General features: G+C 55.5%; 13 protein-coding genes and 1 tRNA gene. 6 read left to right on the top strand and 8 right to left on the bottom strand.

The window, feature by feature from the left end:
- Window positions 1–33 precede the first annotated feature (33 nt).
- Genes IEW66_RS05840 through IEW66_RS05830 form a run of 3 tightly spaced genes read left to right on the top strand, consistent with a single transcriptional unit; the run spans window position 34 to window position 2,541 of the window.
- A complete protein-coding gene (locus tag IEW66_RS05840) occupies window positions 34–1,236 on the top strand; it encodes a M20 family metallo-hydrolase (protein WP_188681070.1) in 1,203 nt (400 codons plus the stop codon).
- 50 nt (window positions 1,237–1,286) lie between these two features.
- Window positions 1,287–1,709 carry a hypothetical protein gene (locus IEW66_RS05835; protein WP_188681068.1) on the top strand — a complete coding sequence of 141 codons (423 nt, stop codon included), beginning with the start codon at window positions 1,287–1,289 and terminating at the stop codon, window positions 1,707–1,709.
- A gap of 22 nt (window positions 1,710–1,731) precedes the next feature.
- Window positions 1,732–2,541: an SDR family oxidoreductase gene (locus IEW66_RS05830; protein ID WP_188681066.1), complete on the top strand. Its 810-nt coding sequence runs from the start codon at window positions 1,732–1,734 to the stop codon at window positions 2,539–2,541.
- Between the two features lie 5 nt (window positions 2,542–2,546).
- Here the strand turns inward: IEW66_RS05830 and IEW66_RS05825 are convergent, their stop codons facing one another.
- The 3 genes from IEW66_RS05825 to IEW66_RS05815 all read right to left on the bottom strand — a co-directional run bounded on the left by IEW66_RS05825 (window position 2,547) and on the right by IEW66_RS05815 (window position 5,784).
- Window positions 2,547–3,143 carry an acetate uptake transporter gene (locus tag IEW66_RS05825; protein WP_188681064.1) on the bottom strand — a complete coding sequence of 199 codons (597 nt, stop codon included), beginning with the start codon at window positions 3,141–3,143 and terminating at the stop codon, window positions 2,547–2,549.
- A gap of 114 nt (window positions 3,144–3,257) precedes the next feature.
- A complete protein-coding gene (locus IEW66_RS05820; protein ID WP_075056814.1) occupies window positions 3,258–3,443 on the bottom strand; it encodes a hypothetical protein in 186 nt (61 codons plus the stop codon).
- Entirely contained in the window at window positions 3,433–5,784 is a 2,352-nt protein-coding gene (locus IEW66_RS05815; RefSeq protein WP_188681061.1) for a glycoside hydrolase family 15 protein, read from the bottom strand. Before IEW66_RS05815 ends, IEW66_RS05820 begins: the two co-directional genes overlap by 11 nt.
- An 88-nt stretch (window positions 5,785–5,872) precedes the next feature.
- Here IEW66_RS05815 and IEW66_RS05810 point away from each other — a divergent pair.
- Window positions 5,873–5,946 (top strand) — tRNA-Arg (locus tag IEW66_RS05810).
- Between the two features lie 497 nt (window positions 5,947–6,443).
- Here IEW66_RS05810 and IEW66_RS05805 read toward each other — a convergent pair.
- Together IEW66_RS05805 and IEW66_RS05800 are read right to left on the bottom strand one after the other, a co-directional pair.
- The gene (locus IEW66_RS05805; RefSeq protein WP_188681059.1) at window positions 6,444–7,832 is read right to left on the bottom strand and encodes an APC family permease; all 1,389 of its coding nucleotides are present in this window, start codon (window positions 7,830–7,832) and stop codon (window positions 6,444–6,446) included.
- 881 nt (window positions 7,833–8,713) lie between these two features.
- Window positions 8,714–10,126 carry an APC family permease gene (locus IEW66_RS05800; protein WP_188681057.1) on the bottom strand — a complete coding sequence of 471 codons (1,413 nt, stop codon included), beginning with the start codon at window positions 10,124–10,126 and terminating at the stop codon, window positions 8,714–8,716.
- 473 nt (window positions 10,127–10,599) lie between these two features.
- Between IEW66_RS05800 and IEW66_RS05795 the strand changes: the two genes are divergently transcribed.
- On the top strand, window positions 10,600–11,082 hold the full coding sequence (locus IEW66_RS05795) for a sterol desaturase family protein (protein WP_188681055.1): 483 nt from the start codon (window positions 10,600–10,602) through the stop codon (window positions 11,080–11,082).
- Window positions 11,079–12,590, top strand: coding sequence for a phytoene desaturase family protein (locus tag IEW66_RS05790; RefSeq protein ID WP_188681053.1), 1,512 nt, complete (start codon window positions 11,079–11,081; stop codon window positions 12,588–12,590). The genes IEW66_RS05795 and IEW66_RS05790 overlap by 4 nt, the downstream gene beginning before the upstream one ends.
- On the opposite strand, the gene IEW66_RS05785 is transcribed toward IEW66_RS05790, so the two are convergent.
- From IEW66_RS05785 to IEW66_RS05775, 3 genes are all read right to left on the bottom strand, one after another.
- A complete protein-coding gene (locus IEW66_RS05785; protein WP_188681051.1) occupies window positions 12,536–13,252 on the bottom strand; it encodes a lycopene cyclase domain-containing protein in 717 nt (238 codons plus the stop codon). The genes IEW66_RS05790 and IEW66_RS05785 overlap by 55 nt on opposite strands.
- Window positions 13,240–14,169, bottom strand: coding sequence for a phytoene/squalene synthase family protein (locus IEW66_RS05780; RefSeq protein WP_229657513.1), 930 nt, complete (start codon window positions 14,167–14,169; stop codon window positions 13,240–13,242). The genes IEW66_RS05785 and IEW66_RS05780 overlap by 13 nt, the downstream gene beginning before the upstream one ends.
- A 119-nt stretch (window positions 14,170–14,288) precedes the next feature.
- Window positions 14,289–14,813 (bottom strand): DUF2250 domain-containing protein, encoded by a 525-nt coding sequence (locus IEW66_RS05775; RefSeq protein WP_188681047.1) that lies wholly within the window; start codon window positions 14,811–14,813, stop codon window positions 14,289–14,291.
- Window positions 14,814–14,815 lie beyond the last annotated feature (2 nt).

Below are 14,815 nucleotides of genomic sequence, written 5' to 3'. Positions count from 1 at the left end.
GCAAAGTATTAAAGTGACGAGCGATGTACTCTCATGATATCCGCGGACCAGCTCCAGCAGGACAGGCAGCTCATCATTGACTGGGCAAGGAGGATCATACCGATCAGGGCGATATCTCCAAAGAGTGGCGGGCGGGGGGAAAAGGAGAGGGCCGACGAGATCTGCAGGATACTTTCCGAGATGGGCATAAGCAACTTCACCAGGTATGATGTTGAGGACGACACCGGGACTGTGAGGCCCAACATCGTTGTCAGGGTGGGTGACAGGCCCAGGACGCTCTGGGTGGTGGCCCACATAGACACCGTGCCGGAGGGGGACCTGGGCCTCTGGACATACCCCCCATTCGCGGCCACGGTGGAGGGTGACAGGATCTACGGGCGTGGCACGAACGACAACGGCCACGCAGTCTTCCTCTCCCTGCTGCTCCTGCAGCATGCCAGGGTGGGGGAGATGAGGTACTCGCTGGGCATAGCGTTCGTCTCTGACGAGGAACTCGGTAGTACATACGGGATACAGCACCTCCTGAAGCAGGGGGTGTTCAGGAAGGGCGATATCATAATCGTGCCGGACGCGGGCAGCGAGAGCGGCCTGCAGATCGAGGTGGCGGAGAAGAGCATACTCTGGCTGAAGTTCACCGTCAAGGGGAAGCAGTGGCACGCCAGCATGCCGGACAACGCCGTGAACGCGCTGAGGGAGGCTTCGAAGCTGATCACGGAGCTTGACAGGGTGCTGCACGAGAAGTTCAGCGCATCGAACACGCTCTTCCAGCCACCAGTGTCCACGTTCGAGCCGACGAAGCATGAGAAGAACGTGGACAACATAAACACGATACCGGGCACAGAGGTCTTCTACTTCGACTGCAGGGTGCTGCCCGTGTACGACCTGGACTTCGTCCTGGACACGGTGCACGACGTGGTGAAGGAGTTCGAGGCCAGGTCAAAGGCAAGGGTCACGTACGAGGTCATACAGAAGGAGCAGGCCCCGCCGCCGACGCCGGAGAACAGCGAGGTCGTCAAGCTCCTGAGGGAGGCGATCAGGAAGAGGCTGGGCGGTGAGCCTGCGGTCATAGGCATAGGCGGCGGCACCTGTGCAGCCTTCTTCAGGAAGGAGGGCATGGACGCTGCAGTCTGGGGCACCGAGGTCCCGACCACGGCGCACAGGCCAGATGAGTATGTGGTGATAGGCCACATACTGCAGGACAGGGACGTGATAGAGGAGATCCTGTACGGCAGGTGACGCCCGGGCGGGGTGAAAGGGTTATATCCGCCCTCCAGTTCCGCGGAGGGATGGAGGGACACTATCCTGAGGTGGAGGAACGCAGGAGGCGTGCTGTCCTCTACACCGATATCGCCATTGCGTTCTTCATCCTCTCGCTCCTTGCTGACATATTCTTCCTGGCCTTCGGCCCTGGGATCATCGAGTTGAGCGTAAAGGGTTACCAGGCGCTTCCCCCTGCCATACTGGAGGAGGTCAGGGAGATAGAGTACGGAGCAATCGTGCTCGGCCTCACCGTTACTTCCATATGCCTTGCTTTCAGCGTGGCCATAAGGTCCCGGGTTATCGCCTCACGCTACATGGAGGCACACGCCCTCGATTCAGTGCTCCTCTGCATCGCCGCTGTGCTATTCGGCGGCCTCTTCGGGGGCATATTCCTGCTCCTGGCCAGGTCTGACCTGCTGATACTGGGCGACCCGTCCAACAGTTTTTAATGCATCTAGCGCTGGGCATGGCATGTTCAGGGAGGGCATGTTCAGGGACAAGGTCTTCCTGATAACGGGCGGCGGCACAGGCCTCGGCCTGACCATAGGGAAGATGGCTGGCTCGCTGGGTGCGAGGATATGCATTGTGAGCAGGAAGGAGGAGCACCTCAGGGAGGGGCACAGGGTCCTGACGGAAATGGGCATAGAGGCGGAGTGGATGGTCTGCGATGTCAGGGACTCGGAGGCTGTGGAGCGGGCGGTGGACCACTTCTGGTCCGGCATGGGGAGGATCGACGTGCTGGTCAACAACGCTGCCGGGAACTTCGTTGCCAGGACTGTGGACATAACGCCCAAGGGCTTCAGGACCATAGTGGACATAGTGCTGAACGGTACCTTCAACATGTCACTGTACACGGGCAGGAGGATGATATCTGCCGGTGGCGGGAACATAATCAACATCGTCACGACCTATGCATGGACCGGTTCCGCGTTCGTTGTTCCTTCCGCTGCTGCCAAGGCTGGCGTCCTTGCCATGACGCGCTCGCTCGCAGCCGAATGGGGCCCGCACAAGATAAGGGTCAATGCCGTGGCTCCGGGGCCATTCAGGACCCAGGGCGCGTGGGAGCACCTCGGCATAACACCCGAGATAGAGAGGAAGATAGAGGAGAGGAACCCGCTCCGCAGGGTCGGGAGGCCGGAGGAGATAGCGCAGGTGTGCCTCTTCCTCGCCTCGGACATGGCATCCTACATCAACGGGGCCTGCATAACGGCCGACGGGGGAGAGTGGGTCAGCAACGCCGGGCAGTTCAACCTCTTCTCCGGGCTGATGGGGAGGAGGTGAGGGTTTCAGGACTTCCTCCTCATTATGCCCGGCCCCAGCGGCAGCATGCCAGGCCTGATGGAGTTCATGACTATGGCGAAGCTCGTGTATGCGGCGAATGTCGCTGCGAGGATGCCGAAGTAGCCGCCCACATGGGTAAGGGCAGTGCTGGAGTATACTGCGCCTGCGCCCAGTGTCACGAAGGCAAGCCAGAGGGTCAGGAAGACCAGGTTCAGGGCCAGGTTCAGCAACATGGCGCCTCCCCAGAGGTACAGGGTGAGTATGCCCCAGAGTATCAGCGACCAGCCAACCGCAACCGAGGGGAGGACTGTCAGGACCTTCAGGTCAGCCAGGATCTGGAGGAGTGCGTAGAACTCCCAGAACGCGCCGTAGCTGGTGAAGGCTGTGAAGCCGAAGGTGTTCCCCCTCCTCATCTCCCAGGATCCAGCGATCAGCTGTCCCAGGCCGCCGTAGGCAGCGGCCAGTGGCACAACGACGTTCGCGCCGCTGGCCGGTATTAGGCCCGCGTTCACAAAGCTAAGGAGGAAGGTGGTGAACGCAAAGGCCGCCAGGCCCAGCGGGGCGGGATCAGCGCTCAGCGCCTTTGAGAACGGGTTTTCCATGCTGTCTGTCAGTCAGACCACCTGCATGATCAGGCTGTCGGCTGTATATAAAATATTCCATAAGTTATACTTTTGAATAGCTGTTTTGAAATCCACCTAGGTATTCATATCCACTCAGTCCATGAGGCGTAGCGCCTTCACCTTCATGCCTGTCCTCCTCTCGTAGATCGATTCGAGGGTATCGCCGGTCTCCTGCATCTCCCTGCAGAGCTCCACGGACTCCTCATGGGAGAGTTCAACCTTTCCACCAGAGCGAAGGTAGACCACGATCCTCGGGATGTCGCTGCAGTCAAAGCCCACCGTCCCTCACCTCCAGGGCGAAGTCCTGCCCCTCCCACTTCCCTGCGGCTGGCCAGAAGAATGTGAACTCCACGCTCTTCCAGTCGCCTGGCTCGATGTCGACGTAGTGCACGCCCAGGGGGTTCTGCCTGCTTTCGATGTCCCCAGCATCCTTCCAGCCGTCGTGGCCGGAGTGCAGCACGAACGGGTACTGGCACTGCACCCTCAGCACCTTACCCCTGGGCATCCAGGTGGAGCGGTTGTAGAATGTCCAGATGTGCAGCCTGGCCTGCACCCTGTCCCTCACGTAGCGCCTGTACGTTGAGAGGGGCATGTCCATGACCCTGCCCCTCTCTATGGAGAGGGCCAGCTTCAGGTATTCCGCGTGTGCCCAGGCCAGTGGCATGGCGGAGCCAGACGGCTTGCCGTTGTAGAGGCCACGCTGCGGTATGTCGTCCGAGTCCCAGACCTGCTCCGGTATCATGCCCCCGGGACTGGCCTGCGCCTCCATTGTCTGGAGGAGTGCCATTGCCTCTCTCGCGTTGCCTGAAGCGAGCTCGTAGTGCCCTCTCTCGCCTGCGAGGAGCGGCCAGCCCCTGCCGGTGCCCGTGCCGTCGAAGGGCGAGCCGTCATCGTGCTCCCCATACCCGTCATGGTTGTACCTGTGCCATACAGGGCCCGTTCTCGTTTCCGTGCGGAGCAGGCGGTCTATGACCTTCACAGTATCCACAACCCTCTGGTCCGCGGGAGACCTGAGGCCGAAGCGGACCAGCGCGAGGGCATCTGTGCTCACTATCTCCTCCGCAGGTATCTCGGAAGAGCCGGGGGGCCTGTTCTTCACCGGGACGTAGCCCTTGATGGCGGAGGGAGCGAAGACCTGGCCCGTATCTGGCGGGCTTATCCGGACATAGTAACCGCTGACGCCCACCTCTCTCGCCAGATCGGTGCCGGACACGTATGTCCAGCGCTCTATGTTCGAGTTGAAGAAGTCGGCCACGTCCCTCATGTACTGTGCCTCCTCAGTCTTTCCGAGCTCCTCCGCGAACTCCGATCCCGCTATGAGGGCAGCGACCTCCACGGCGAGGGTGAATGGAGAATAGCCGCCATTCTCCTCCCACCTGTCCTGCTGCGTCACCGGGCCGTAGGTGACTATGAAGGAGCAGGCCCTCCTCACCATGTCCCAGTAGTCCGCAGGCCGTATCTTCCGCGAGCGCCTGAGCAGGTCAGCCAGGAGGATGGGGAAGGCGGTCTCGTCCATCTGCACCCCTGACCAGTAGCCCGAGCCGTCGAGCCAGAGGTTCTGGTACCAGTGGCCGTCAGGTTCCTGTGTGGACCTCAAAAACTCCAGGGCCTTGACAGCGCCCTCGTCGTCGCCGATGTAGTGCAGGGCCATGGCTGCCTCCACCATGTCCCTGGGCCACACCAGGTGGTATCCACCCATGTCATCGTCGGACTTGGAGTTGCCCCAAGGGATCGAGAGGGACGCTATTATGGCGCCCCTGAACTGCGACTTCGCTTCATGCACCCTCAGCACCGATGCGCTTATCCTACCTAGCCTCACATGCGGGATGTCCTTGCCCTCATAGTACCTCCTCCAGTCCCGTATGCACTGCTCCATGGATCTCTGGAAACCCCTCTGCAGTGAGTTCCTTGCCTTCAACGCCGCCTCCGACGGGGTCTCGCCGAAGCCCAGGGCAAGCACGAACTCCCTCGAGCTGCCAAGTGAAGCGCCCATGGCCACGTTGCCGTTGTGCGCCTCCGTGTACTTCCATGTGATCGAGTGGTTCCTGCTTATGTCCTGCCAGGGGTCAGAGATGCCGACGAAGCCCACGGACATGTCGGTGAAGCCCGTGGACGAGAGCAGCGCCATGGATATTGGGCCCTTCTGGGCGAAGAGCGCCGGTATGCCCTTGTACTCCGAGACCCATGCTGTGTTGCCGTAGCCGCCGTTCATGATGTGCGGTGCCAGGAGCACGTACGGCGTGAGGCCCTTGTCCCTGGGCTCGAACCTGACGTGCTGGAGGAGCACATCGACCTCCGGGTCCGCCATGACGGTCTTCTCTATGACGTACGACGAATCCTTCGCGGTGTTCCTTATGGAGAATACCGGGATGCCGTCCTCCACCATCTCTATGCTGTGCTCGGTATCCTTCCTCTCCTCGGAGAAGTACGAAGGGCCGGCCACCAGGAACTGCAGGTCCCTGGTGTTCGCTATGTCCACCCTTGGGTAATACACCTCGTTCACTATTCCATGCGATATTGTGAACCAGACCCTGCTCAGTTCGGACATCGATGTGCCCACAGCGTCCTTGGCGCTGGAGGTCCACCGAGGGTACATGCCTGGCCATCCCGGGGCTTCCATGGACGTGCATTGAGGAAGGTGCAATTAACGTTTGTGAAACGCCTTGCTATGGGAAATGAAATATACACACCAGTTATGTGGTTACCGGGCCCGAGTGGGGTAACTTGGATATCCTGGAGGCCTGCGGAGCCTCAGATTCGGGTTCGAATCCCGGCTCGGGCGTTGAGCTAAGTTCGTTACCATATCAAGAGCTACATTTTTTCAGTTCCGGTCGCTCTCCAAACTCAGGAGCATAGAATCGAACCATACTTCAAGAATCTACGTACATGGAGTATATAGTGTAAATACTAAATTCCATTATGTATCTTATTTGGGTTCCTTCTGTAAATTTGCACTACCCTCATTTATCGGCACCTCGTTTCTAGGTTTGCCCAAAAACTCCCATAGATGGGAGATGAAATTTCTTCCATATTAAAGGTCCAAGTAGATAATCAACCGGTAACCCTGTTAACACAATTGATACCTATGTACTGTCCATTCTGCACTGGTGAAGCCTTTCTATTTGACAGAGGTTTAACTTTTTCCACACAATTCTTCGCGGCGAACAATTCAAGATGCCTCTCATGACTAGGGCCCAACTGAACCTACTTCAACTATAAGCCTGTTGTCTAATCCCTGGAGATAAATTTTTAAAAATTGATTTAATCGATTCCAACTCATCACAAAGAGATGCTCTTGTTCTTCTTGGAAAGGCTGTAAACAACTGCCAGTCCAATGATGATCCAAGCAACTACCATGTACGCCGGTAGGTTCAAGGGATATGCAGGCACCGGATATATTGTACTGAATATTGCGAAGCCAATGAATCCCAGAGCTAGAGCTGGGATTATAACATGCATTGTTATGTTCATCATTCTTTCCTTTCTGGAGAAGAACGGCAGACTCAGAGTTGCAAGCGCATGTTGTAGCATGAATGCGATTGATGCTGCGCCTTCAATAACTAGGGCACCGACAAACGGACCAAATATGAGGCCAGACACAACAGATATGATAAAAGATAGAACTGCCACCGCTAAGATAGCCACATAGGGAGTGCCGTACTTCGGATGAACCCTACTTATGACTTTTGGAAGGATGTTGCTGTCCCTTGAAAGGTAGTAGAGCATGCGTGTCAGAGAATTATTTATTGCTATACCGAAGTCGAAGAAGCTGTTCAGAACTACAGCAACGAATATCCATCCGCCGAATGGGCCAAGGTATTTGAAGTATTCAATTACCCCCGGATCAGGTGAATTTCCAAATGAAGATATGTTGTTAAGACCCCACCCAACGGTTAAGGCGTAAGCATTTAGTGCTAGGGGGATTACAACTAGTAGCCATCCATATATGATTGCTTTTCTGATAGTAGTGTTAGGCTGTTTAGTCTCCTCACCCAATGCAACAACGGAGCCAGTGCCACCGTAGGAGTAGAGACCAAAGAGCAGACCAAGACCAATCAGTGAAAGATCATTGTGCACGGGACTAGCAGTGAATACTGACAGGGTGTTGGCGTGACCAAGCCTAAAAATTATGATCACTGCCGAGATTGTGAGCACAGCAGTCTCAATGAAGCCCGTGTAAGCTGCATAGTTAAGTGACAACCTAACACCTCTGTAGACGAAAACTGTGCTGAATAGCAATGGAATGAGTGTTATCGGTATCCAGATATAAGTTACGCTGGTGATTGAGGGAGTGAGCAGATACACGAAAGCTGCGAATGACAGAAGTGCAAATCCTGTATAAGTGAGAAATTCGTTAAAAAAGAACAACCACCCAGTCATATCACCTGTAACCTTCCCCAGTCCTGCCCTTGCGAATGCAGAATAACCTCCAGCACTTGCCACCTTCTTACTGAACTGGTAGTTGGTATTGAGCCAGAGCAAGACTATCAGAGGGGCCAAAAGAAACACCAATGGAGTAGATCCTTCAGCCACCAGCGCGGTACCTGTAATGAGGATCGCCACCTCAGCTGCAGGTGCCACATGGCTGAAGCTCTGAAATATTCCGTGCCAGAGACCTAGCTGATCCTTCTTGAGCCTGTTGCTTATGTTTTCTTGAGAAGCCGCCACGCTGCAAAATGTTCTATGTCTATAATAATTCTTGCATTTTTTTAGCCACTCATTGGGAACTCTATAAAAATGAAGGGCGAATTTCTGCTAGATAAATAGGGTATGAGTTGAAATATATCCGGACATTATTAAATCGGACGCCCGATCTTCAAAAGTTTCTCCGCAAACCAAAGCAAATAGGTGCATGAGTTAATTCTAACCATATAGGGTTTTTCAAGTCTTCTCAGGGGTCTGAAAAAGATATTGAATCTTATCGATAGGAAGTTTGATTTTACTGATGCAACGGGTATGCTTTGCAAGCCTAACGGTTAACATCAGACATTAAATCTAAAAAGTGTCAAGAAATAGGTCTTAAATGCCTGGACGATGTTAAATATGGGCCCTGGATCACCTTGCCCATAAATACCTCAAATTCTCCGACAAAAAGTGTTCCTTATTTAATTTACTTTGAGCTGGGCAAGATTCTCTGTTATCAAGTGAGATAGAGGTGTCTTATATTATGGCGATCAGCGATCCATCGTTCCACGCACACCCATGTAGTTAATACTTGATGTTAGAATGAGGTTGTAAAAAACTCGCTTTCATAGAAATCCACAGCATTATAATCGCGCCTGACTCCATTAGTGATCTCAGGAGAACCTTGAGCTGTTTTGGAAAAGTGATACTCCCTAAAATAATATGCAATCATCAGTTTAAACTAAAAAAAGAGGTCTTAAATTAGAGAGGTAGATTTAAGCTGTCAAAAGGCCCCAATTTGACTCAACACCAGACTAATATTCTTTTAAGTTAAATGGCCAAGTTGAAAGGGTGAATTAATAGTATCATCATATCCAGCCATTCACGAACATTTTTCTCCTGGACGAGAATTTAGAGACATAGATTTACCTCTTGCCAGCTGCCGTTTCCAACGGTGCACGCGTCCTAGATTGCCTGGTCCTCAGCTCTATGTAAATGAGGCCGGCAACCATCCATGCAACGAACGAGTACGCAGCAACGAGCACAGGGATGCTTATGGATATGAACGATCCATAGAATATGAAGGCCAGGAAGCCTATCGCCACCGCGGTCACTGCCATGTTCACGTAACCGATCCTCTTCTCCCTGTCCCTGAGTATCTTCGGTAGAGATGCGTTTGCCATTATGTGCACAAGGATCGATCCGAGGGTGCCGGCAACGCCCGTGAACAGGAACGCATTGAAGCCTCCCATGAGGACAGTCGATATGGCGGCAATCAGGAAGCTCGCTATGGCCATAACGCCTGCCGCAACGTGTGGAGTCTGGTACCTGCTGTGCACCCTCGATACCTGCTCGGGGAAGAAGCCGTCCCTGGTCATGGCATAGAGCACACGGGAGGAGCTGTTCGTAAAAGTCACCTGGTCTGTCAGTATGCTGTTGATGTAGAAGACCGTGATGAGGATGGCGGCCCATATGCCTATCCTGGAGTAGGCCAGGGATATCCCGGGGACAAGGGCATTGGCATACGAGGCCATGTCGTTGATGCCCCAGGCAACCGTGAAGGCGTAGGCGGCGAAGACGAAGAAGACGCCAAGTATTATGATCGTCAGGACAATGCCTCTCGCTATCGTCCTCCTGGCGTCCCTGGTCTCCTCACCGAGCGGGGTTGACGTGCCGAAGCCGGAGAATGCAGTGTACATGAAGAGGACGCCGAGTAGGACGCCGGAGAGGCCGCCCGCAGCGTGCGATGGGCTGAACACGCTCACCGTGTTTATGCCAGGCCTGGATATTATGAGCCAGAGGCCTATGAAGATCACCACAGCGATCTCCATGCTGGCCATCACTGAAGCATACCTTAACGAGCCCTTGACGCCCAGCACGGAGACTATGTAGCCGAACGCAATCGTACCGGCAAGGAGCGGCAGCCAGAGGTACCCGGAAAGGTTGATGTTGAACACGTTGCTCAAAAGCGCTGGCACGAATACGGATATGCTCAGTCCGATGAATGCCAGCGACGTGACCTGGTAGAACTGGTACGACCACCCGGTGTATGCGCTCACGTGCTTCCCGAAGCCCAGCTTGACGTATTCGTAATAACCGCCAGCGCCTGCCACGTGGGTGGAGAGCCTGTTGATTATGTAGGCGTTCAGGCCCACAATGACCAGGGCGAGCACGGCTGTCAGGGGCAGAGACCCCAGTGCGAAGGCTGCCGCTCCTGTCATCGTGGCCACCGCAGCACCCGCAGGGGCCGAGGCCGCAACTCCCTGGAATATTACCTCCCTGATCGAGAGCGCGTCCCTCTTCAGTCCCGAACCTGTCCGATGGTTAGTGTCAGTCATAGTCTAGCAGTCATAACGTCTGGCTTATAAAAATTTCGTATAGGCCAGAGAAACACGGATATCATGAAAAAGTCTTCAATGATATGTTTAATGAGTTATATTTTATTCAATAAATTAATCGGACTCATAAATGCGTGGCCAGGGACTGTTCCCGATCTCCACTCCAGCACCGGTCTCACCAAAGGTTATGATGGCATCCGCCTCTGAGGGGAGGCACGCCTCTGGCCTTGAACCGTGAAAGGGTTAGGCCTTTCATTCCGTTGTGAGGGCAGCGTGGCCCATGCACTGGGATGCCGTGGGCCTGTGGTCTCCGAGGTTACAGTACTGCGGTTTCGCGGAACTGTTGCCATTGCCGGGGAGTCTTGGCCAGCTGTGTTTGCCCTCTCCGGGCCGGGATGCAGTGACACTTTCTCAAAAACCTTTTAATCAAGCCTTATAACGAGAGACCACATGGTTCAGAAAGTGAAGCCTGAATGATAATCAACTACTTTGTGGATGTGCCTGCCTCCCTGGCCGGTTTCCTCGGCATGGAGGCCATAGCCAGGCTCATGCACAAGTACGTCATGCATGGCATCCTCTGGCCCCTACACATGGACCACCATATAGAAATGGGGCACAGGTTCCAGAGGAACAATTTCTTCGCGCTGTTCTTCGCAGCCATTGCAGTGTCGCTCTTCGTCCTGACCCTGAGGACCGGGAATGCGGCCTTCGCATCGGTGGGTTTCGGCATGGCCATGTACGGCCTGGCGTACCTGATAGTCCATGACATGATAATACACAACTATTACCTCCACCTGCGGAACAGGAGGCACTCCAGGTACGTGCAGAACCTCATAGCGGTGCACGAGCTCCACCACGTCAACGACGGCAGGAACAGGGGTAGGAACTGGGGCTTTCTGTTCTACATACCTGGCATTGACGAGGTACCGTGGAAGAAGGGTGATGGGCAGAAATGAGGGCCGTCGTTGTCGGTGGCGGCTTCGGTGGCCTGGCATCGGCGGCAGTGCTTGCAAGGATGGGCTTCCAGGTTACGGTCGTGGAGAAGAACTTTGCCCTGGGCGGCAGGGCCAGGGCGTTCTCCGAAAAGGGCTTCACCTTCGACATGGGGCCATCCTGGTACCTCATGCCCGAGGTATTTGACAGGTTCTTCCAGGCCATAGGTTTCAGGAGGGAGGACTTCTACGGACTGAGGAAGCTGGATCCGTCGTTTGAGGTCGTGACTGACAGCGCCAGGATAAAGGTCAAACCGGATGCCGGGGCGAACAGGGCAACCCTTGACTCGCTTGAGGAGGGTGGTTACTCCAAGTTCATGCGTTACCTTAGGGAATGCTCGGAGATCTACAGGAAGACTATGTCCTCCCTACTTTACAGGCCTTACAGCGGGATGAGGAGCATGCTGTCTCCCTCAGTCCTAAGGGCAGCCCTGGGCATGAGGCTCTTCTCCAGCATGCAGGAGATGAACTCCTCATACTTCAGCAGCAGGGAGATGCTCTACCTGACAGGCTTCTCATCGGTGTTCCTGGGCGGGGACCCGTCCAGCATACCCGCTGTTTACTCGATGGTGAACGCATCCATATTCGGCGATGGCGTTTTCTACCCCGAGGGCGGCTTCGCGTCCGTGGTAGGCGCACTGGCGAAGGCCGGGCAAAGGCTCGGCGTGAAGTTCGTGACCGGCGAGGAGATAGTGGGCATAAGAGCCTCCGGCAGCCGTGTCACAGCGGTTGAAGGGGATCACGAGACATACTGGGGAGATCTGTTCGTCTTCAACGCGGATTACCACCACGTGGAACAGGACCTCCTTGAACCCGGCCTCAGGAGCTACAGTGATGCCTACTGGGCCTCAAGGGATGTTTCGCCCTCTGCGCTCATTGCCTACATAGGCCTCTCAGGAAAACTGGGACTGAACCACCACACAATCGTGATAAAGGGCGACTGGGAAGAGCACTTCCAGTCGATCAGGAAGAGGTCCTCTGGGATCCCGGAGGACTTCGCCTTCTACGCCAGCGCCCGTTCGAAGTCTGACCCTTCTGTGGCCCCCCAGGGCTGTGAGAACCTATTCCTCCTCATACCTGTTTCGGTGAACTTTCAGGAGTCGGATACGAACAGGGAGCGCACCGTCCAGAGGGCACTGGAGAGGCTGGAGGAGATCACCGGGGAAGGGATAAGGCAAAGGATCGTGTATATGAAAACGTACTGCAGGAGGGACTTCGAGAAAGACTACAATGCGTTCCTTGGCTCCGCATTCGGCCTCTCACAGACCCTGGGTCAGACAGCGGGGCTGAGGCCAGCCATGAGGAGCAGGAAGCTCAGGAACATGTTCTACGCTGGCCAGTACACGCATCCTGGCATCGGAGTGCCCATGACGCTCATATCGGCACAGGTGCTTGGATCACTCATTAGCGGGTCCAGCTACTGGCCCTCAGAAGCCCGCCTTGAGGACAGGAACCTTGCGGAGACGTCGTAGGCAACTGCGTAGTTGAGGAGCAGCGAGAAGACATACTCGAACTCCTCCACCGGGATGCCTGCCACCCTTATGCCGGTTATCGCCCCCCTACCGTAAGTGAATATGGGGGCAGTGACCATCAGGTGGTCGAAGAACACGAAGGGTATGTAGGAGACCACAAGGAAGGCCCAGAGGGACTTCTTAACAAGCAGCCGTCTGTCAACTATCAAGCCCAGGGCAAGGGAGCCTGCTGAGAAGAAGGAAGCAACAGACGTGTAGCTCCTGGAGGTGTTCAAGACTCCGAGGATAACTAAGAGGACGATGGATATGGATGCTGCTGCCACCGTTCCCCTGCATGGCAGTGTGCCCTTCACGTAATTATCGAGGGCCTCGAATATCAGGAGTGTGCTGAAGGGCACCACCAGGAAGAAGGCAACCTCCTCCACCGGGATGTAGAAGAAGTATATACCGAGGACGTGTGCCGGGTCGAACTTCCATGTTCCGAAGACCACAGCCAGCTCGTCCCAGAGGATGTAAACGGGTGCGACAGCGGCGATCGACACGATTAGGGGCCTGTACCGCCTCACCCTGGAAAATGGCGTGAGGAAGGATATGGCGGCTACAGGGACGAATATTGCCAGGAGTATCTCCGCATAGGCCATGTGGCCACTCAGTATCTCCATACTGCTGTTCCCACAGCGTTCATCACAACCTTCAGGAAGATGCGCCTCCTGCGTGGCTTCACCTTCCTCTCGAACACGACCATGGGCTGCGCGTAGATCTTCCTTCCAGTCCACACGTACATATCCTCCGCGGTCTTCACCGCGATGAGGGACCTGAAGGGGATGTAGCGGAATCCAATCCTCGCCATCCTGTCCCACCGGAAGAACCTGTCAAGCTGGAACCTCATGAACCTGGAGAAGGACTCCCTCTTGTGGCAGGCTGTCTCCTCAAGGAGGTCCGACAGGCCGAACGACTGCATCTCCTCCACCGGCAGGTAGGTCCTGCCCAGTGAGTTGTCCTCATCCACGTCCCTGATGAAGTTCAGGTACTGCATGGCCCGGCCAAGCATCGCGGCAAACGGCTCAGCCTCCACAGGGAGGCCGAGGACCCTGTGCATCATGATGCCGACGACCTCCGCAGAGCCGTAGATGTACTCAAGGAGGTCGTCTATCGTGCGGTAACTAGTCCTGGTCATGTCCATTTCCATTGACCGGAAGAAGGCCCGCACGTACTCGTCCCCTATGCCCTTCCTCTCCATCAGGGATACGAAACCTTCCACTATTCCGTTGCTGCTGCTCCCCGTCCTCAGGCACCTCTCAAACTCGCTGCGGAACTGGTAGAATGCCTCCCTCCTCTGGGGCACGGTGTCAACAAAGTTGTCCGCTGTGCGCACGAAGGCGTACAGGGTTGACACGTCCCTCCTGATGGGCCCGGGGAAGAATAGGCTTGAATTGAAGTATGTTGTGCTCCCGCTCCTGAAGATTTCCGTGAAGTGGGCGTCCAATGCATCATGCCCTGTGGCCCTACAGGTGCCACTGGCCCACGGGCCACCGTTCCCGACTGCGAAGTGGTTCTCCTCGGTCCTGGATGTCTCCACGCAGTTAGCTATACCATGTTTTTTATAAAATGGTGTAAAGTATTCCTTTACATTTCGGAGGGCTGGCCAGCGGCTGACCCCGTCACAGAAGAAGGGCGCCATCAGGCCGTCTGGCCATGTTATAACTGGGTGCGCTGTCCCTCACACCGGACAAGGTGCATGCGCCTGGCAGCGTCCAGCACCTGCGTACCGAGGTCTGTCAGGCCCAGTTCCCTGTCCACGAGACCCATGGAGACGAGGTGGCCCGTTGCCCCTGCACTGACCACCCGGTCCTCCCTCCTGCACAGCAAGGCCAGTTCCTCCGGGCTGAGGTGCATGGCGTATGCCTTCGGGGTTATGGATTTCAGGGCGAGCTCCCCCTTCCTGTTTATCATGAAGTAGGTGTGGTGCTTGTGCACCTCTGCACTCTTCTTGAGCTTGGCCTCCGTCCTCTTTATCGACGTGTTCCTGTATATGTCGAGCAGGCCCATCTCCCTGAGCCTCTCGATGTGTCGCCTGACCCTCTCCTGCGGGATCTCTGTGTACCGTGTTACATTCTTCGCATAGTCAACGCGTGCGACCTGAAAGTGCCTCAGGACACGGAGTATCTCGTAATCGTTGAGGAGTTCGGCTACCTCTGCACCATAGTCATGGGCCTCTGCCATTA

The organism is Thermogymnomonas acidicola (assembly GCF_014646795.1).
GTDB lineage: Archaea > Thermoplasmatota > Thermoplasmata > Thermoplasmatales > Thermoplasmataceae > Thermogymnomonas > Thermogymnomonas acidicola.
The sequence above is the reverse complement of the archived record's forward strand: the minus strand, read 5'-3'. Positions and strand labels throughout refer to the sequence as shown.